This window comes from Brevibacillus sp. HB1.2, from assembly GCF_013332495.1.
GTDB lineage: Bacteria > Bacillota > Bacilli > Brevibacillales > Brevibacillaceae > Brevibacillus > Brevibacillus porteri.
Genome location: NZ_JABMIU010000004.1, coordinates 45,390 through 63,556, shown reverse-complemented (window position 1 = coordinate 63,556; position 18,167 = coordinate 45,390). Strand labels below are relative to the sequence as shown.

19 protein-coding genes are annotated in these 18,167 nt (G+C 43.8%); 5 read left to right on the top strand and 14 right to left on the bottom strand.

Features of this window, described 5'->3' with window-relative positions; genetic code table 11:
- The first annotated feature begins 11 nt into the window (after positions 1-11).
- Positions 12-737: a DsbA family oxidoreductase gene (locus HPY28_RS11805; RefSeq protein ID WP_174230614.1), complete on the top strand. Its 726-nt coding sequence runs from the start codon at positions 12-14 to the stop codon at positions 735-737.
- A gap of 184 nt (positions 738-921) precedes the next feature.
- Here the strand turns inward: HPY28_RS11805 and HPY28_RS11800 are convergent, their stop codons facing one another.
- Positions 922-1,254 carry a hypothetical protein gene (locus HPY28_RS11800; RefSeq protein ID WP_017250076.1) on the bottom strand — a complete coding sequence of 111 codons (333 nt, stop codon included), beginning with the start codon at positions 1,252-1,254 and terminating at the stop codon, positions 922-924.
- Between the two features lie 249 nt (positions 1,255-1,503).
- Between HPY28_RS11800 and HPY28_RS11795 the strand changes: the two genes are divergently transcribed.
- The gene (locus HPY28_RS11795; RefSeq protein WP_254613107.1) at positions 1,504-1,695 is read left to right on the top strand and encodes a hypothetical protein; all 192 of its coding nucleotides are present in this window, start codon (positions 1,504-1,506) and stop codon (positions 1,693-1,695) included.
- Here the strand turns inward: HPY28_RS11795 and HPY28_RS11790 are convergent.
- Positions 1,669-2,607 (bottom strand): Gfo/Idh/MocA family protein, encoded by a 939-nt coding sequence (locus HPY28_RS11790; RefSeq protein ID WP_174230613.1) that lies wholly within the window; start codon positions 2,605-2,607, stop codon positions 1,669-1,671. The genes HPY28_RS11795 and HPY28_RS11790 overlap by 27 nt on opposite strands.
- A gap of 115 nt (positions 2,608-2,722) precedes the next feature.
- Here HPY28_RS11790 and HPY28_RS11785 point away from each other — a divergent pair, with 115 nt between their 5' ends.
- Positions 2,723-3,679: a helix-turn-helix transcriptional regulator gene (locus HPY28_RS11785; RefSeq protein WP_026043214.1), complete on the top strand. Its 957-nt coding sequence runs from the start codon at positions 2,723-2,725 to the stop codon at positions 3,677-3,679.
- Positions 3,680-3,719: 40 nt separating this feature from the next.
- On the opposite strand, the gene HPY28_RS11780 is transcribed toward HPY28_RS11785, so the two are convergent.
- Together HPY28_RS11780 and HPY28_RS11775 are read right to left on the bottom strand one after the other, a co-directional pair.
- Positions 3,720-4,283 (bottom strand): GNAT family N-acetyltransferase, encoded by a 564-nt coding sequence (locus HPY28_RS11780; protein WP_217444790.1) that lies wholly within the window; start codon positions 4,281-4,283, stop codon positions 3,720-3,722.
- 126 nt (positions 4,284-4,409) lie between these two features.
- Positions 4,410-5,201: a nucleotidyltransferase domain-containing protein gene (locus HPY28_RS11775; protein ID WP_017250081.1), complete on the bottom strand. Its 792-nt coding sequence runs from the start codon at positions 5,199-5,201 to the stop codon at positions 4,410-4,412.
- 313 nt (positions 5,202-5,514) lie between these two features.
- Between HPY28_RS11775 and HPY28_RS11770 the strand changes: the two genes are divergently transcribed.
- A complete protein-coding gene (locus HPY28_RS11770) occupies positions 5,515-6,438 on the top strand; it encodes a GNAT family N-acetyltransferase (protein WP_371813463.1) in 924 nt (307 codons plus the stop codon).
- Between the two features lie 163 nt (positions 6,439-6,601).
- Positions 6,602-7,345, top strand: coding sequence for a suppressor of fused domain protein (locus HPY28_RS11765; protein WP_017250084.1), 744 nt, complete (start codon positions 6,602-6,604; stop codon positions 7,343-7,345).
- A gap of 90 nt (positions 7,346-7,435) precedes the next feature.
- Here the strand turns inward: HPY28_RS11765 and HPY28_RS11760 are convergent, their stop codons facing one another.
- The 10 genes from HPY28_RS11760 to HPY28_RS11715 all read right to left on the bottom strand — a co-directional run bounded on the left by HPY28_RS11760 (position 7,436) and on the right by HPY28_RS11715 (position 18,021).
- Positions 7,436-8,521: a hypothetical protein gene (locus tag HPY28_RS11760; protein ID WP_174230611.1), complete on the bottom strand. Its 1,086-nt coding sequence runs from the start codon at positions 8,519-8,521 to the stop codon at positions 7,436-7,438.
- Positions 8,508-9,038 (bottom strand): RNA polymerase sigma factor, encoded by a 531-nt coding sequence (locus HPY28_RS11755; protein WP_017250086.1) that lies wholly within the window; start codon positions 9,036-9,038, stop codon positions 8,508-8,510. The genes HPY28_RS11760 and HPY28_RS11755 overlap by 14 nt, the downstream gene beginning before the upstream one ends.
- Before the next feature lie 121 nt (positions 9,039-9,159).
- Complete coding sequence (locus HPY28_RS11750; protein WP_017250087.1) at positions 9,160-10,557, bottom strand: sensor histidine kinase; 1,398 nt, start codon at positions 10,555-10,557, stop codon at positions 9,160-9,162.
- 93 nt (positions 10,558-10,650) lie between these two features.
- The gene (locus HPY28_RS11745) at positions 10,651-11,436 is read right to left on the bottom strand and encodes a hypothetical protein (protein ID WP_017250088.1); all 786 of its coding nucleotides are present in this window, start codon (positions 11,434-11,436) and stop codon (positions 10,651-10,653) included.
- A 109-nt stretch (positions 11,437-11,545) separates the two neighbouring features.
- Positions 11,546-12,193 (bottom strand): response regulator transcription factor, encoded by a 648-nt coding sequence (locus HPY28_RS11740; protein WP_174225093.1) that lies wholly within the window; start codon positions 12,191-12,193, stop codon positions 11,546-11,548.
- A 379-nt stretch (positions 12,194-12,572) separates the two neighbouring features.
- Positions 12,573-13,373, bottom strand: a complete 801-nt coding sequence (locus HPY28_RS11735) for a TatD family hydrolase (protein ID WP_371813462.1) — start codon at positions 13,371-13,373, stop codon at positions 12,573-12,575.
- 149 nt (positions 13,374-13,522) lie between these two features.
- On the bottom strand, positions 13,523-13,915 hold the full coding sequence (locus tag HPY28_RS11730; RefSeq protein ID WP_173622766.1) for a DUF1259 domain-containing protein: 393 nt from the start codon (positions 13,913-13,915) through the stop codon (positions 13,523-13,525).
- A 102-nt stretch (positions 13,916-14,017) separates the two neighbouring features.
- Positions 14,018-16,342 (bottom strand): ABC transporter permease, encoded by a 2,325-nt coding sequence (locus tag HPY28_RS11725; protein ID WP_174230759.1) that lies wholly within the window; start codon positions 16,340-16,342, stop codon positions 14,018-14,020.
- 2 nt (positions 16,343-16,344) lie between these two features.
- Positions 16,345-17,049: an ABC transporter ATP-binding protein gene (locus HPY28_RS11720; RefSeq protein WP_174225095.1), complete on the bottom strand. Its 705-nt coding sequence runs from the start codon at positions 17,047-17,049 to the stop codon at positions 16,345-16,347.
- Between the two features lie 264 nt (positions 17,050-17,313).
- Complete coding sequence (locus HPY28_RS11715; RefSeq protein WP_174230610.1) at positions 17,314-18,021, bottom strand: DNA alkylation repair protein; 708 nt, start codon at positions 18,019-18,021, stop codon at positions 17,314-17,316.
- Between the last annotated feature and the right edge of the window lie 146 nt (positions 18,022-18,167).

Here is an 18,167-nt window from a genome sequence, read left to right as displayed (position 1 = left end):
GAGGATGGAACATGAAAATTGAAATCTGGTCTGATTTTGCCTGCCCGTTTTGCTATATCGGAAAGCGCCGTCTGGAAGGAGCGCTGTCTCAATTTCCGCATAAGGATCAAGTAGAGGTAGTATATCGCAGCTTCCAGCTCGACCCGCAGATGGAACGCGATACTGATATGGACATGCATGAAGTACTGGCAGCCAAGTATAGTATTCCGCTCGCACAGGCGAAGGGCATGAATGACCAAGTAACCCAAATGGCAAAAGGCGTCGGTCTCGACTATCATTTTGACACGATCATTCCGACCAATACATTCGATGCGCATCGCTTGACGCACTTTGCTCATGCCCATGGAAAAATGAAGGAAATGAAGGAGCGAATGCTGAAGGCGTATTTTACGGAATCGCTCCATCTCGGTGACCATGAGGTGCTGGCACAGCTTGCTTCTGAGGTAGGCTTGGACAAGGAAGCGACGCTCGCCATGCTGGCAGGAGACGAATACAGAGAGCAAGTACAAGAGGACAAACAAAGAGGCAACGATTTGGGTGTCACAGGTGTACCGTTCTTTGTCATTAATAACAAATATGCAGTCTCTGGCGCGCAGTCAGGTGAAGTCTTTTTAGGTGCATTGAACCAGGTATGGGAAGAAGAAAGCACTGCTCCTGCTCTGAAATTCGTGCAGAACGACGAGAAAAAAGACGAGCAATCCGGCGACAATTGCGCGGATGGCTCCTGCAAAATATAAGCGACACAAAACGAATAACTCAATGTTAGACCCTTAATGTTGTAAATTGCGCATTTTGTTGGTGCTACCCCTGACCAGTAAAATCTCAAAAGCCGATCCTCCTGAAATGATGGGGAATCGGCTTTTCTCATGAAAAGTTGCTTTGAGAAGTAATGGAAGTTATTGAGTTGTCGATCGCCTAAAATCACTGAATAACGAGATTAGTTCCTGATACTGTGAACTGTTTACCAATAGAAGAAGCAAATTGGGATGAAGCAGCGCTAACGCTTCCAATTTGCCTGCCAGAACTGTAGTCATGACTTCCTTGGAGCGTAATATTCTCGAGACCATAAAAGAATATTGTCAATGTGAGCATTGCCGTATTCTGCGCTTCAGTTCCCTGATGCACGGTGCGCTTCGTACTCGCGTAATAGGCTACATGGTTATTTCCATCATACACTTTACCACCTTCATATTGCCACACACCAGCAGCGTCATCCACATTCGTCAGACTGAGTCGATTTAATGTCAGATTCAAGTTAGTTACCCCCCGTAGTAGCCTTGTGCCTTGTTTCTACTGGTCATCATATGCCCTGGCTGCCCAAAGTTGTCGGCATAACACGCCTATTTCCATGTGATTCATGATTTGGTATTATATGTATTTTGATAATTCCTCCCCACCGATGGGCTTGTTACCGAGCTTACGGGCAACTTTTCGGATTTATCTTGGATACATACGGATCAGACAGCAAAAACGCTCTCCAAGGAAGAGGCACTTGTTCTATTTGTGCAGCATGCTCCACTGGAACTCGTATACGTACCAGCGGAAAAAGGGGCGGAGCCAGCACTTACTTTTCAAATCCGCCGGGATTCAGAACAGCCATGGGCAATAGAAGCCACGACAGGCAAGGTCATCAATTATGAAAAGACGCTTCATGGAGGTTTTGATTCTTTACTGGCGCGCAAGCTGTTTCTGTAGTGCAAGCGCGAGCTCCAAAGACTCGACTGCATGATCAACATCGATGATCGATTGTGTATGGTCCGCAAAGCATTGAATGGCATGACGCAAGCTCTCTTCATACGGATTGACAGGTTCTAGAACGAGCTCATTCTTGCCTGAGGACGTGTATTCCCATAAAAAAGTTTCGGTCTGACCATGGCTGTCAGCTTCCTGAAAGACGAGCTTTGCCTTCTCAAAGTACGCCTCGTAACCGACAGTGAATGGGTACGAGGTCGGCATCTGCGAGGAGGCGACTATTTCAGCATGCGCATCAGGGTAATGAAAGTGCGAGTGGACGATGGACTGTTTTTTATCCGATGACTCTGTCCCCCATGCGCTCATATTGGCATTGCGACCGAACAGCCATGTTACGAAGTCCAGCTCGTGGATCATCAGATTGGTTGTAATGGAGGACAAGCCTAGATCCCCCCATAAAGGAGCTGTTTCTCTTTTGAGCGAGAGGGAGAGGAGCTGTCCGTACTTGTTTTCTGTCTGAGCGCTGCGAAGGTAGGCGTACGCCGGATCAAATTTGATAAACTGATTTACCAACAGCTTTTTCCCCGACTGGTCCCTTGCATGCTTCATGGCTAATGCATCGTCTAGCGTATAGCAAACCGGTGTTTCACAGAATACATGCTTTCCGTTTTCGAGTGCTTCTACTGCGAATTGCCGATGCAGCTGCGAAGGCAAGCATATATCCACGACATCGATCGTAGGATCGCACATGATCTCGTCCATATGCTTCGTAATTTCCACATGCAGCTCTTCCTTCAACTTTTGCAGCTTCGATTCATTCCGACCGAAAACTACTAATCTATCTACACCATTCATTTTTTTCAGTAGATGCGCATGATACGCACCAAAGCCAGTTCCTAATACCGCAATGTTCATCTTGCATCCCTCCCATAATGATAGCTCTATGATATCTTTGTATTGTTGACAGCATTGTGTCATCAATTTGACCGGGTTGAAAAATAGAGTGGTCGTTTTGTCATGGAGGCTGGGGATGAGACTGCATCGATTGATTGCGATCTTGCTGCTGATTGAATCAAGAGGAAAAATGAAAGCAAAAGAACTCGCTATAGCACTGGAGACGTCTGTTCGCTCGATTTATCGGGATATTGACGCACTGTCCCAGGCAGGGATTCCGATCGCGGCAACTTCGGGACCTAGCGGTGGAATTTATTTGATGGAAGGATATACGGTCAATCTGAAACAGCTGTACGTCGATGATGTCGTGCACTTGTATTTGACCGGGATGGGGATTCATGTTGGACAGGATACCGAGACTGGACACAAATTAACGTCTGCTTTGCTCAAATTGGAAAAGACATTGCCGCAGACTTATCGGCCGGATATCGAGAAAGCGAAGAAGCGTTTCTATTTCGATGAGACGCCGTGGTGGGAAGAGAGAGTAGTCATACCGCATCTGGAGGTTTTGCGGGCAGCGGTTTGGCGATCAAGCAAACTCGTCATTGCCTACCGCAAAATGGATGGGAGCAGCTCGTCACGTACCGTATGTCCCTACGGTCTCGTCGTGAAAAAAACGGAGTGGTATCTCGTTGCTTACTGTGAAAACGCCCAGGAGATTCGAACATTCAAGTGCGAGCGGATTCCTTCTGTTCATATACTGGAGGAGGCATGCGAGATTCCGGAAAGCTTTTCGTTGGCAGGTTATTGGACGAATCAGGAGGCGGCGTTCAAGCAGGCTTGTCGTGAAGTCGAATATTTTCCTGTAGTGATCAGATTGCATGCTGAAAAGCTGGCCGTGCGAGAGAGGCTGGAGGTGATTTTCGCTGTGCAGCAGGGAGATTACGAGCAATTGACGGTTAATTTGTACAGTTATGAAAGAGCATGTCGCGATATTTTGGATATGATCGGACATATGGAGGTAGTGGAGCCAGCGGAATTAAGAGCTTTTGCAAAAGAGAGGCTGCGAGAAAGGATGGCACTCTATAAGTAGCATACGCCAAAAGGCTTCGCACCAAGTCGATGCGAAGCCTTTAGCGAGAAAGCATGGGATAACTCGCATGCACATGCTGTTTGAAGCCTTCATAGTCCGAGGCATGTATATGAGAGTCGTGGTCGCTTATACAGACATGCTTCATGCAAAGGCGCTGAGCGAACCGATTGCCAGCTTCTGTGATATTGTCCATGATGATCGATTGGATGCGGTAGCCACTCTGTTCGACATGAGCCAGTACATCGAGATAATGATGCAGCATCATGCGCAAGGCAGGGCTTTTCCGATAAGATTGATCGACAACGACACAGGACAGAAAATAATAGACTTGCTCGGGAGAAGTAGTTAAATCTTCGATATCCGCTGTCGTCATCAGGCTGTCCTTAAACGTCCCTTGTGCAATTTGCAAATAGATATGCGGCTTGACGGGAAGTAGGTTCATAAAAGCGATGATGCGCCCATTCTCTTCGATCGCAACGACCGAATCGGGACGAAACAAATACCAATTGTAGCTCTCTTGGTACGGTGTAATAAATTCAGCATCATAGTATTGAAGCTCGAGTTGTTCCATCTGTCTAAAATGCTCAAGGTGCAAATGCTCCATGATCTTCACAAGCAAATCTCCTTCCTTATGTAAAGCGGCTTTTCCGGAGAGCTTCAGCTCGTTGTACGCTTTCTTTGATCCAAGGTGGAGTCTTGGGATGATCTGTGCGCCATGCTTTGTGGGGTGTTATTCCCTCTTACTAGGCGACAGCTCGCAGATATAGTGTATAAAGCGCTGGGTTTCCTTTGCCCGCTTGAATCTGTTCGAAAATAAAGATGGTTCGTTTGGTTGGTAGCGTATTCGCAAGGATTCTTTCAGTAAAAGATGCCATTCATTTGGGAGTTCTTGCAGAGCCTGTTCTACCGCTTTTCTCTTCGGAATAATGTCCTCATGGATGAGCGCGTAATAGATTCGGCATAAGGTGAAAACGGCGAAGTCTACCCAACCATCGAGCAAGAATTTCCGCATGCTTTTTCCTTTCGGTGACCAATAATCATGGACATTGTATTTCATCGTTTCCCCGACATCAAACCACTGGGTCGGGATGTGTAATGCTTCAATACTTTTCCCCATAACGGTAATGCCCTGTTGCTTGAGGATCCACCACGTCACATGATTAACATCATAGTGGCCGGATGATTTGAATGTCCCATTGTCAACGTAAGGATAAGGCTCCAAGGATGGATTGGTTTTTCCGATGTCATCCAGCTTGATATACATGCCGTCCATTCTTTTAGCGAGTGGGTTAGCGTTTTGGAGAGCATAATGAATGTTCTTGAGCGTTTTTAATTCTGCATTCGTTAACCCACTATGCAAAATCGTTACAAAATCAATATCGCTGTTATCTTCCTCGAAGCCTGACAGTGCAATAGAGCCATACAAATACACACCGTAGATGACATCAGGCAGTTCTGCCATGAGTCGCTGCGTATAGTCGTGTAAGAATGGTCTAACACTTTCTGGGATTCTCGTGTCCATAAGGAAACTCCTTCTCCCCAATTTTTTCGAAGTCGCCTGTGAAATTGATCACTTCCATAATTTTCATACCACCAGTAAATGAGATAAAGTTTACTTGGTTTTTAATTTTCTCGCAAGATGAATTCTAACCTGATAGAAAAATGGTTTGATAGCCAAGAAGGGACACGGTATGATAATTCAGATGGTAACAATTGTTAAAGGAGGCGTTTATTGTGATTGGGTACATGCTAACAAAGGGCAAATTTTTGATGGGGAACTCGCGTAAGTAGCCCGCAAACCCGCGATATTCCCCGAGGATGAAAGGGGTATTATTGTGAGTCAATTATCAACTGACATGATTATTCGGAATTTTCAAAAGGAAGACTTCTCGTTACTTGGCGAGCTATATCAAGCCGTTACCTCAAAAGAGAACGCCACGTTTTGGTGGGTCGGTGAAGAAGCAAACTGGAGTAATGTCTATTGTGCATTTGAAAATGGAAAGATGGTGGCGAAGGGTCAAGTCAGTATTATTACGATTATCCCTCCTGGACGTTCAGCAGCAAATAAGCATTCGATCTACCTGAATCTGAAGACGCTACCGGAAAGAGACAATGACTTCGATTTGCTAGAAAACGTGTATCAGCACCTATTTCTAAGAGTCTTGCAAGTAAAAGAAACGTTGCCAAGTGAATATCAAACGATGCTGTGTGTCGGTAACGATTCATCCGAACTAGAAAACAACCGCTTTTTTATCCAAAAGGGCTATACCCATTGGAATAGCTTGTTTCAGATGAAGCGTGATTTACTAGAACCTATCCCCGCGTTAACGCTGAATGAAAACTTTCACTTTTCGTATTGGAAAATGGAGAGCGCACAGGAAGAAAAAGATTACTTGGATCTGGAAGCCACGATTTGGCCGGACGCTCCTTTAGGGTTTGAAAGACTTTCTGAATACAAGAACAAGGCGCTCTGGACATCCATGGTGATTCGTCAAAACGACACGATTGCTGCCAGCTTGATGGCATGGCAGGAGGAAAAAGAAGGAGTAGTCGAGGATGTTTTCGTACAGGAACCTTGGAGAAAGCGTGGGCTTGCGAAGTTTTTACTGACACAAGCATTGGGATATCTAAAATCGCATGAACTGAAATCCGCGTATCTCATGGTGGAAACGACGAATGAAACTGCTTTGTCTCTATACAAATCGGTTGGATTCGAGGTAGATAAAGAGGAGATCAGGTACTATATGGTGCTGAAATAAGAAGGAAATGGGAGGAGCGCTAGAGTGGCGCCCCTCTTTTTTGTGCAAGTTGATTCGAAATTCCCTTGCAAGAATTACAAAGATAAGGTAAATGTTGGGTGTATCTCATGCCGATACAATAGAGAGGACCTAGCGTCTAAATATGAGAAGGTGAGGATTTGCGATGAATTTTTTCAAGAAGCTATTCGGCGGTACGAACAACGGAGAAAAGTCAGGGGACGGCACTGCGATTTACACATATAACGAACAAGCTGATTATGAACCTCCAGCTCCCATGGAATATGTAGAAGAAATTGTTGCCCACTTTGAGACGGTATTTGCGGGAAGAGAAAGCAGTGTTTTTCACGAAATTATTTCCGATATGATACATATTGATGTGAATGTAATGAGTCCTACAGAAGAAGAACCATTTTGGGTTCTGTATACGACTGGGATGAGTGATTTACCGATGACGATCCCGGATGAAATACAGGAGCAGATGGAAGAGAATTTCGATCGAGCAGAAGTGATGATATTTTTGCCGGCTTCCTGGGAGCTGACACAAGAATCACTACAGGATGAAAACAACTACTGGCCGATCAGGCTGATGAAGCAAATGGCTCGTTTTCCTCACCAGTACAATACGTGGTTGGGATACGGACATACGATACCAAATTATGAGGACTATGTACCGTATGCGGATGGCACTGGCTTAAATGGAGTCGTTCTGTTTCAGCTATCCGAAGAGATCAGCGTCATTCCCACCAAGGATGGGAACAAGGTTCATGCCTATTTCTTGATTCCTTTGTATAAAGAAGAGATGGAATATAAATTGGAGCATGGCTTGGATGCGCTGTTGGATAAATTGTTTGAGCTGGAAGATGATGCGCTAATTTTGAATCCGAATCGAAGAAATACGTGCAAGTAAAAATATATGAAAGCATGAGCGTGTAACAAAACGGGTTCCATATACGATATAGAACCCGTTGCTCCTTTGCTGTGACCTCCGAACTCAAAGTCAGTCTCTTTCTATACCGATCCCATAAATCGTTCCAACATCCCTATCAAAAAGCTTTATGGATAAACGTGGTTTCCCAGGAGTGTCACTTCTCAATATATAGCCGCCCCAATCCTTGCCGCCATAAGCCTTGTACCCAGTAGTGTCTATGCCAAAAATATCTTGAATAAGCGGCTTCGTGACGGGAATCGCTTCATCGATTGATTTGATGATAATATGCTTGTGTTCCGTTACATGCTGCACATCATATACTTGGCCTGTTTTTGCTCCGACTTCCACCTCATATCTTTCTTGCTCGTTGTGAAACGTCCACCTATCCTCTTTCTCATCTGATGATTTTACGGCTAGGGTGAAGGAGAGATCATTTTTATTGGTGAAGCGCGTCAAAGCTTTTTGCGCGATGTCCAGAGACTTTTGATCTGCATCCTTAGGGTTGTAATTCAAGGTATAATCAATGACTTTGTTTGTAGATAAATCAACATCAACATCCTGATCTTGATCCAAGTCAAAGCTTAGAATAGCTATGTCTTTTCTTTTATAAAATTCTGTTGTTTCGAAGTTAACCGGTTGTTTCGTAACCCTATAGGCTTCACGTGCAGTCTCTACATATTTTTGATAAGGTTCCGTCAATTCTTGGATGGCAAAAGTTGCTTTGACGGCAATCACCTCTGTCGTATCGGCCTTAAAATATACCCAGGCTTCTTCATCCTTTGTCAGTACAACAAAGGACTCTTCGTTTTTCTCGATCTCTGCAAAAGTAAAATTCTTCTCAATGCCGCTCGCCGTAGTGATTGCCTGCTGGGCAGCCGTAAAATACTTTTGCTCTTCGGGAGTCAAAGCTGCACTGCTCGTTGATTCTGCTGGTGCAGAAAATGGTTTCATCCAGAAAAAACCGAGCAACAGGCCGCAGGTGATCAGCCCTTTTGCCATCCATCCATAGTACATTCTTCGTTTATTCACTTTTTGAAGTCTACCTCCTTCTTCTCGCATACCCTCTAATATTGCTTGGCTTCGTTCTCGGGAAAGGATTTGCTCCGGGAATTGATTCAATTCTTCTAGAATGATCTGCTCATCACATGATGGCATCGTTCATCACCTCCGCAATCGAAACATTTCGTTTGTTTTGAATCGACTTTATCGCTCGATGCATTGTGAGATTGACCTTGGCTTCCGTCCATCCCAAAACCTCCGCAGTCTCCTTGCTCGATAATCCCTTGATCCCTCTGAGTATCAACACGTCCCGATAAGAAGACTTTAACTGATTGATCATTTCATAAAGCAGACGCTTGTTTTCACTTAACTCCAGCGACTCTTCCGGTGTTTTGTCGTGCGAAACGAGATGCTGCAAGAAGATATCTGGCAACCAGCTAATCAGTTTTGTCTTGCGCCTTTCATCGATGGCTACGTTTCGTGCTATGGCAAACAGCCACGTTTTGGGATTCTCAACCTCTGTGTCGTGTATGGCTTTCAGGGCACGAATAAAGGTCTCTTGAACAAGATCGTCGATATCGGTTCGTCCCGTGTAATAGACGAGAAATCGATATACATCCTGGCTGTATGAGTGAAACCATTGCTCGATTCGTGCGCCAGTATGATCCTCCACTGGTGTTACACCTCCTTGTCACTGTATAGACGGAAAAGCTGCTGACAATCTTTCACTTTCAAAATAAAAAAATGAGACACCTCAGATGATCAGTCAGGTGTCTTTGTTCTCTCGCATAGATCTAGTTGGCGGGGAAGATCAGTTTGGCTATTGTCCCTTTCCCCGGTTCAGAGGAAAAGCTCAGTTCTGCCCCATGGCAATCAGCAATCTGTTTGCAAAGCGTCAAGCCTAATCCCGCCCCGCCGCCATTGCGAGTGCGGGAGGGATCTACGCGATAGAATGCCTCTGTTATGTGGAGGAGATGTTCTGCTGACATTCCTTTTCCATTATCTTCGACCATTATTCCTTTTTGTCCATGATCTAGAAAAGCAGCCATCTTGATTTGTCCACCAGTACCACAAGCCTTCAACGCGTTATCTACGAAATTGACGAGCAATATATGCATGAAATCAGGATCACACTCCAACGAATCAAAGTGACATTCCGAAGTAATCCGAACGCTTTGATCTGCTGCCATAAGAGACAGAGCTTGCTCGACGCCAAGAAACAGCTGCTTTATTTGTACAGTCGTTGGCTCGATCTTGTTTTCACGAAGGGTTGCCAATTCAAGCAAACGATACGCAATCTGTTGAAGTCTGCGGCTCTCAGACATGATATAGGTTGTGGCAAACAGCTTGTCGTCTTCTGTGCGAGCCACCTTTTGTATGTATTCTGCATAGCCGTAAATAGTCGTGAGCGGTGTGCGAAGCTCATGTGCAAAGTTGTCGATAAACTGCTGCTTCTGCTGAGCGGCTGTCGCTAACTGCTGGATTTGACTCTGAATTTCCTTTGCCATGTGATTAAAGCTTTGCGCCATTTCAGTCAGCTCGTCTTGTCCAGACACGGGAAGACGGGTATCATACGCACCAGCCGCGATTTGACGGGACGTTTGTGAAATTTGCGAGAGTGGTCTAAATAGTTTAGACAGCAATATATGAAGACCAAAAGCAAACAAAGCAGAAACCATCAAGCCTGCGAAAAACAGCATGTTTTTCATTTGCCTCCAGGCAGCAATCTCATCTGTTATGTCGTATAGGTACACCATTGTATATACATCATAGGGAGCAGGCAGCTTTCCTGAAACGAGGACTGAGGTGTTCCCGTCTGATTCTTGCACAGAAACGAGTCTGCTGCCGTCACCTGGCAGCTCAGGAAACCCGTTTGGGACCGATAAGACAGACGAATTTGAATAGACCAGTTCCTTGTCTTTAAAAAGTACCAATGTCACGTTTTGATCCCCGGCAAGATAGCTGTAAGGCTGGAGCAGAGACGGGATGGAGTTGTCGATATCCGTTCCGCGGCCTCCTACCGCATAAAAATCTTGGAGGAGCGCAGAGGTGATGAAATAATGCTCATCCAAGCTTCTTTCTTGTGCACGATGGATTGTGTCTTTGAAGGTCGTGATCGATATAATGACGATCCCTAGGTTGAATGTAAATAAAAAAAGGGCAAGGGTTGTTAAAAAGGTCCGGTATTTCATAGATTTCCTTTCGTTTCACCTCTGGTTTCATGAGAGAGCTCGCAACTCATGGGAAAAAGCCGCCAGCACGGTGTGGCGGCTGAAAAGGCTTCCTTATTTTTTTGGCTCGGCGATCTCAGGATAGGATATTATTTGGTTGGGGTGGTCCTTGTACTTTTCTTTAGCATGATAGGTGGCGCCGATGAACTCTTTATCTTTGCGCGCTATATACACAGTGGCGATTTCACCGTTCTCGCCTGTGATCTTCGCCGATAGGAGGGGGTCATTGTTCTCGACCATGCTTTGGAATTCGTATACAGCGGACTTGACTGGACCGTTGACAATATTGAACTTTTCTGCTGCCTTTTTGGCTAGGTCCACATACTCCTGCGGATTTTTCGCAAGCTCCTCATCGTAGGTCGCTTTTTCTGTGAACGTTCTCTCACGGAACATGCTGAAATATTCTCCGGTAACAGCGTCGATCGAGAAATAATAATTGAGCTTGTCATTGAATTTTACTTCACCCCACCAGTGTGCACGAGGAAGGTCTTCACGTGGGGGTTGGTATGTCATTTCTACCACCTTTCCTTCCAGGCTCTGGTCATACATCCGCCAAATAGCTTTCGCTCCGATTTCCGCCGCCGCTTCTTTTGTAAGGTCTTTACTCGTTGGCATTTGGTTGTTCATGGCTTTCACGGTATAATTCGCTTTTTTGTATCCGGGCGGCAAACTGTTTTGTGGCGTTTGGGAGGAAGTAACTGCATAATTCGCATAGCTGGTAGGGATCGTATTCGTTTTGTTGAAATCCGAAGCCGTTACGACCTGTACGAATCCTTGAAACAGCAATGTGCTGGTGCCAATAATTGCGGTGGCTGCCAAAATGGTTTGTTTGACTTTCATATGAACCTCTCCTTCATTATTTGGTTGTGATCACAGTTAGAAGTATAAGAGGGAGGAATTATCGAATCGTCATGGAGTTGTTAGGGAGTTGTAATAGTTTTTCGTTAATCTAGACCTCAAGACGATACCCCATTTTATAGACCGTCTTAATTCGGGATTCCATGTCCAGCTTCTTTCGCAGCTTTTGAATATGAACGTCCACTGTTCTTGTATCCCCAACATAGTCATAGCCCCATGCGAGCTCCAGCAGCTTTTCACGGGAAAGGGCAATATTCCGATTGTTCACCAGGACTTCCAGCAATTCGAATTCCTTGGGGGTGAAATCTACCGGATGATCATGGAGAAATAGTTGTCTGCTCTCAAATTCGATTCGGACCCCATCGAGTTCAAACGTCTTGCTCGTTTTCTTCGTTCGTCGCAACACCGCATCTACGCGCGCCAGCAGTTCCAGCATCTCGAAAGGCTTCACCAAGTAGTCATCTGCGCCGAGAGTCAGTCCCTTTACCTTGTCCGACAGGCTGCTTTTCGCTGTCAAAAAAATAGTGGGCGTCCCACGAATTTGACGGAAAACCTCATATCCATCAAACTCCGGCAGCATAATGTCCAGCACAACGAGATCCACCTCGTGCTTGTCCATCTCCTCCAGTGCCGCTTTTCCGTCCATTACCGAAATACATCTATGTCCCACTGCTTGTAGGTTTCTTTTGATGAGCTCATTGATTGGAATCTCATCCTCGACAATTAGGATGGTTGCCACTTTGGATCACCTCCCGTAAAGCATAGCATGGGGATGTAATCGAGTTGTAAAAAAATAGATGAGTCAAAAAAGAGCCGCAATGAAAAAGCGGGACGCAGATTAGTCGCGTCCCACTCTAGTAGCGGTCTTTAGCCCATAAAAGTGATTTGAATTTGCGTGTTAAAGCGATCGGTAACAACCCAGCCTTGTGGGACCAGTTGATTGTTCTTGATCCACATTTTCGCTCCATAAGAAGAGCTCGCTGATAGGGATTGTTTTAGTGAGGTATGGGATGAAATATTTAGTTCGGACGATTTCGATAGGGCTGGTTCTGCAATTCTATTTTTACTGTCTTGTCACAAAATGAAAAGAGGGCACGAGGCCCTCTTGAGAAAACTACCTATACGTTAAAAAATTCTTTCGCAGTCTTGGTAGTAGCGCTGGCCACTTCCTCAGGGCTCAACCCCATACATTGTGCGACCGCGTGTAAGATATGTCTCAAATACATTGGCTCATTCCGACCATCCACAGGCTTTTCTTTCAAATCACGAGGGGTTAAAAATGGCGCGTCCGTTTCAATCATCAAACGATTCAAGGGAATCTTTTGGACAAGCTCCCGAAGATGTTTCCCACGTCTTTCATCACAAATCCATCCCGTAATCCCGATATGAAAGTCCATTTCTAAATACGTATCCATTTCCTTGGAGGTTCCGGTAAAACAGTGCACAACCGCACGATTGATATTTTGACGATGCTCTTTCAGAATCGAGATAAAATCAAGATGAGCATCGCGTTCATGCAAAAACAACGGCAGTTGAAGCTCTGTGGCCAGGGAAATTTGTTCAATGAACCACTTTCTTTGAATATCACGCGGCGAGAAGTCACGGTTATAATCTAACCCGCACTCTCCAATCGCTACCACATGGGGAAGCGATGCCAGTTCTCTTAATTTCTTGATCGTCGATTCATCACAGCTTTTTGCATCGTGAGGATGAATACCTGCCGTAGTGTACAGCTTTCCTTTGGAGCGACTTGCATATCGGGAGGCATCCATACTGTTTCTCAAGCTTGTCCCTGTCAAAATTAATGGGTAAATTCCTTGCTTCTCAGCTCTAGTAACGACCTCATCGCGATCTTGCTGAAAGGAACGGTGCATCAGGTTTACGCCTATATCGATGATCTGTGTATCCAAGAGAATCAATCCTTTCTAGTAAGAGGTGTGAGTAAGAACTAATTTTCACTATAATTCCTATTTTTGGTTGTTTTTCATTATAGCGTATCGAGTTGTTATGTTCTAGAGACGAAAAAATCCTCCCTGCGGTGACAGAGAGGACTCGCTTCTTTCTATTCTCATGAAGGAATGGCATCTAATGCTCGCCTTACTTTTCTTGCGAAAGCAAGAGGTTTATCAACCGCTTCCACATTTACATATATCAAGCGGGGACGATCAAATAACCATTCATTATGGATAGACGAGACTTTTATGCCTTGATTCCGAATGGCTGCAATGAACGGATTGACCTCTTTCTGTAGGAATGCCGCTCTGCCTAAACAGAGGGCTTTGCCCGTTTTTTGATTGAAGGATTCGAATGAAAAAGAAGACGTAACGCGAAATCTTTTCCCCAAAATGGTCGCTTTTATTTGATTTCGATTGATGGTCGCGACGCATTTTCCGCCGGCAAAACCGGATTGCCCCCTGATAATTCTGGAGAACTGCTCACAAAGCGAGACTTTTTTGGGCATTCCTCGTTTCCTCCCTGTTTTTGTTTATCGTATGAAGACAGGGATAGGATGGAAACGGATGATGACCTATTCTGCTGGGGGATGGGGATGAAACAGCTCAGCTCATTCTACACTTTTTAAAGACTCAATCATATTGATGTTGGTTACTTTTCGACGAAGTAGCAAGTTAGAGAGAATCGTAAGCAAGTAGGCAAGAATAACAGAAACCAATAGGATAGAAATATGTAACTGATCCGGGATCTGTTGGTGGGTGCTAGACAGTGCTTTGACAATCATGGCATAAACATAGCCACTTATCGGTAAAGCGACAATGACCGCAAATGTAGTGAGTAGGATGTTTTCAAAAAAGATAAGTCTGTTTATTTTATGTTTTTGGTAGCCTAATACTTTAAGGGTTGCAAGCTCACGATTCCTTTCATAAATGTTGATGGAAGAGATCGTATAGATGGCGCCAAAGGAGAGGATGACGGCGCATACGATAAACATGATAAATACAAAGCTGTTTTGTTTCAAAATATATTCAGCGGTTTTCTTTAAATCATCTCTATCAGCGATGGTTTCTACTTGAGGATCTTGTTCAAAGAAGGTACGAACGCTATTAAGATCTACAGAGCTATTTGCTTCAACTAAAAGCGAGGTTGGTCTGTAGTCTATGCCAAAGCTCTTTAAATAGTCTGGTGTGATATAAAACGAAGGATTCGAATACTGCGTAGATATATGTAAAACCTTCATATCTACAGATTTATTTGTAAGCTCTGGTGCCTTGAACGTTATATGGATGATATCTCCTGCTGAAATATGATATTTGTCTGCATAGGATTTTGGTACCAGCACACCATTATTTTCTAAGGTGATCCGATTATCATTTTCGTCAAAGAAATGAATGAGAGAGTTTTCTCTTTCCGTAACAACGAGAGTGGCATTATCTTTTTCATCACCTTTTATGAATTCAACAGGAAAGGTGGATAGAGAATAACGATTTTTCATACCGGAGGGGAGCTTTACCGTATCCGCAGATGTTCCGATCGTATAATCTACTCGTAAATCATACGTATAAACATCTTCGATTTGGCTAGCTACTTGTTGCAAGGCAGATTGAGTGCCAAAAGCAGTTATCAATAAGACCGTGCTTACAACAACGCCAATTGAGCTCGCTATAGCTTTTGGTTTATTTAGGAAAATATTTCTCAAAATGAGTTTGTAGCTATAGGAAAGATGACTCCAAATACCCGGAATTCTTTCAATCAATAGCGTTTTCATCTGCTTTGGCGGTTTAGGACGCATAGCTTGAGCCGCACGTTCTTTTAATAGGGTTCTACCACTTAAGTAACACGCTAGGATTCCAAAAGCACTGGAGAAAATAATGGGAGGGATGAAAGAATAAAAAGAAAGGGAGTAGGTAATGCCAGGCAGAGAGTAGGCTCTTGCACTTGATGCCGTTACGAATGGAACAAATACGAGAGCGGCAATAGCACACCCAATGATTGAGCCTATGATACCTGCCAGCACAGGGTAACCCATATAATGAAGCATGATGGTTCTGTTTTTGACACCTAAAGCCTTCATAATCCCTACTTGGTTTCTTTGAGAGTCAATCATTCTCGACATGGTAAGAAACAGGATAATGGCTACTATCAAAAAGAGAACGAAAGGGATAACCATACTCATCAATTTATTATTATGGATCGTTTCCTTTATTTTTGAATAGCTGAAAGTCCGTTCTTTACTTACTTGGTTTACATAAGTAAGGCTTTTGGATTGTGCTTCAATGGATTGACCTAATTTGTCCATATCGTAACCTTCTGTAGCATCGATCATGATTTCATTATAGGAGGTGCCACCTAAGATTTCAGAGATTGTTTCTTCGGCAATATAAGCGACTCCGTAGGTTTTATGGTCTTGTATTTCGTTCTTTTTTGCATGTTCGACATTCTCACCGAAGCCGCTAATGGTAAATGTAAGATTTCTTTCATTCGCACGAATACTGATTTCATCACCGACTTGAAAAAGATGTTCTTTCGCATAACGAGAATCGACTACTATCTCATTCTTTTTTGACGGGATTCTGCCCTCAATCATAGCAAGCGTGTTTATTTCGTTTTTGACAGGGATGGAATGAATTTTCAAAAAAGCTTTATCACCATCAAAGGCTTGCGTGGCATCAAAGGTATAACGTCCTTCTATTTTTTTAATGCCTTCTATTTCACTTAAAGCAGCGACATCATTTTTGGAAATTTGCTTGTAAAATACATGTAGGTCGCTTATGTTATGTTCTTTAAAATAACCTTCTGTATAAGCACTAAGATTATTGCTATAAGTTACTAGTCCCCCGTAGAAAAAGGCTCCTACTGCGATAACCAAAACAAAGGCGATAAATTGCCCGATCGATTGTTTGATATCCCTTACTAATTTTAAAAATAATTTCATTATCACCACTCAATCCCTTCCACACTTTGCTTTTCATGATTCATGGTAACGCTTTCAATCATTCCGCTTTTTACCTTAATAATTTTGTCAGCCATAGGAGCAATGGCGGAATTATGTGTGACCAATACGACGCACTTTTTCGTTTCTTTGTTCAAATCCTGGAGAAGCTTTAAGACCGACTTACCTGTCACATAATCCAATGCTCCGGTTGGCTCGTCACAAAGTAGAAGCAATGGATTTTTGGCAACAGCTCTCGCGATTGCAACTCTTTGTTGTTCGCCACCAGAGAGCTGGGAAGGGAAGTTTTTCATACGATTTTGTAATCCAACTTTATGTAAAATCTCTTTCGCATCCAGATGGTTTTTACATACTTCCGTAGCAAACTCAACATTTTCGAGAGCGTTTAAATTCGGAATTAAGTTATAGAATTGAAAGACAAAGCCGACTTTTTCACCGCGGTATTGCGTTAATTTTTTTTCGTTGAATCTGGTGATTTCTTGATCGCCAACAAATACTTGACCTGAGGTAGCCATATCCATTCCGCCAAGCAAATTCAAAATCGTACTTTTACCAGCGCCACTTGCACCCAAAATAACGACGAATTCTCCTTCTGCTATGGAAAAATCAACACCATTAAGCGCCTTGATTGGCACTTCTCCGATTTTGTATTCTTTCGTTACTTTTTTGAATTCGATTAATGCCTTCACTGATTACATCTCCTCGTACCGTATTTTTGAGACTTATATACCATAATATCCCTACAGGAAGTAGTTACATCCCACAGTCGATGTATTTTGACCTCGGTCTCGAGAAGGAGTTTGATCTCGCTTGTAAGAAAAAAGCCTCTATACGACCAGTATCGCCTTTACATTCGCCTACTATTACAAATAGGAGGGCTTCGACTTGCTCGCAAAAAAACGGAGCACCCTCTAAAGGGCTACTCCGTTTGAATCATGACTAAGCCAACGTGATTAACACCTCACATGTTTCCGTTTGAAGCCAAGCTGACCTTTACTTACTGCCTTTTGAATATTATCGAAAGCGTTTAGGAACTTGCTTTTTGCTTTGTCTTTTTGGACTTCTACAGGACCTACTGCCTTTGCGATTTCGATCGCCTTATCGTGGAGTGGTAAATAGGAAGTCCCCACCGTGTAAATGAAATTATTCATAGCGTATTTTGTTCGTTCGGGAGAAGCGTGGATCGTATTTTTCACAGTTTCTAGCATATTGGCAATTTTACTTTCGGAAAATTCACGATCTGGGCGATTACCCAAAAGCCAACAGTAACAACTCCAGCCCGCAGACATTCTGAGCTCTTCGCCGCTTGTGATCCAGTGATCGGCAACTTCTTGGGCAATATCTGCTTCAGATAAGGTTACGGCAACCACATAATCGGACAGCATATAAAAATAAGCTGAATCCATCCACCGATCAAAGTCTGCCTTGGTCATTGCTTTTGGGTCTGCGATCACTCCGGCAAAGTACATGGCGTCGTAGTTCCCGGTAGCGTAAAGCTGTTCAGCCAAGGGTTGATTGATCTTGATTTTTCTCGCCATGGGCTTCATAGCGCCTGTAGCCACGCCAAAAAGTGGTTCGTGAGCACCATTGGATAGATAAATTTTCTTGGTTCGTTCCTTGCCGAGAGCTTCCAGCTCTTGCATGATCGTTTCTAAATCCATCGTATATCACTTCTTTCATTGGCGGGTGTTCCCTTAAGATTATAACCATCCAATCCATGACTCATGTCACCTATTGACTATATTATTAGTGATTATTATAATAACCACCATAGAACTTAGAGGTTATTGCAATAATCACTAAAGAT

Excerpts from the sequence above, each read along its gene's own strand:
- HPY28_RS11805 (WP_174230614.1), top strand. The coding sequence starts at position 12 with ATGAAAATTGAAATCTGGTCTGATTTTGCCTGCCCGTTTTGCTATATC.
- HPY28_RS11790 (WP_174230613.1), bottom strand. The coding sequence starts at position 2,607 with ATGAACATTGCGGTATTAGGAACTGGCTTTGGTGCGTATCATGCGCAT.
- HPY28_RS11785 (WP_026043214.1), top strand. The coding sequence starts at position 2,723 with ATGAGACTGCATCGATTGATTGCGATCTTGCTGCTGATTGAATCAAGA.
- HPY28_RS11780 (WP_217444790.1), bottom strand. The coding sequence starts at position 4,283 with ATGGAGCATTTGCACCTTGAGCATTTTAGACAGATGGAACAACTCGAG.
- HPY28_RS11775 (WP_017250081.1), bottom strand. The coding sequence starts at position 5,201 with ATGGACACGAGAATCCCAGAAAGTGTTAGACCATTCTTACACGACTAT.
- HPY28_RS11765 (WP_017250084.1), top strand. The coding sequence starts at position 6,602 with ATGAATTTTTTCAAGAAGCTATTCGGCGGTACGAACAACGGAGAAAAG.
- HPY28_RS11760 (WP_174230611.1), bottom strand. The coding sequence starts at position 8,521 with ATGCCATCATGTGATGAGCAGATCATTCTAGAAGAATTGAATCAATTC.
- HPY28_RS11750 (WP_017250087.1), bottom strand. The coding sequence starts at position 10,557 with ATGAAATACCGGACCTTTTTAACAACCCTTGCCCTTTTTTTATTTACA.
- HPY28_RS11745 (WP_017250088.1), bottom strand. The coding sequence starts at position 11,436 with ATGAAAGTCAAACAAACCATTTTGGCAGCCACCGCAATTATTGGCACC.
- HPY28_RS11730 (WP_173622766.1), bottom strand. The coding sequence starts at position 13,915 with ATGCCCAAAAAAGTCTCGCTTTGTGAGCAGTTCTCCAGAATTATCAGG.
- HPY28_RS11725 (WP_174230759.1), bottom strand. The coding sequence starts at position 16,342 with ATGAAATTATTTTTAAAATTAGTAAGGGATATCAAACAATCGATCGGG.
- HPY28_RS11715 (WP_174230610.1), bottom strand. The coding sequence starts at position 18,021 with ATGGATTTAGAAACGATCATGCAAGAGCTGGAAGCTCTCGGCAAGGAA.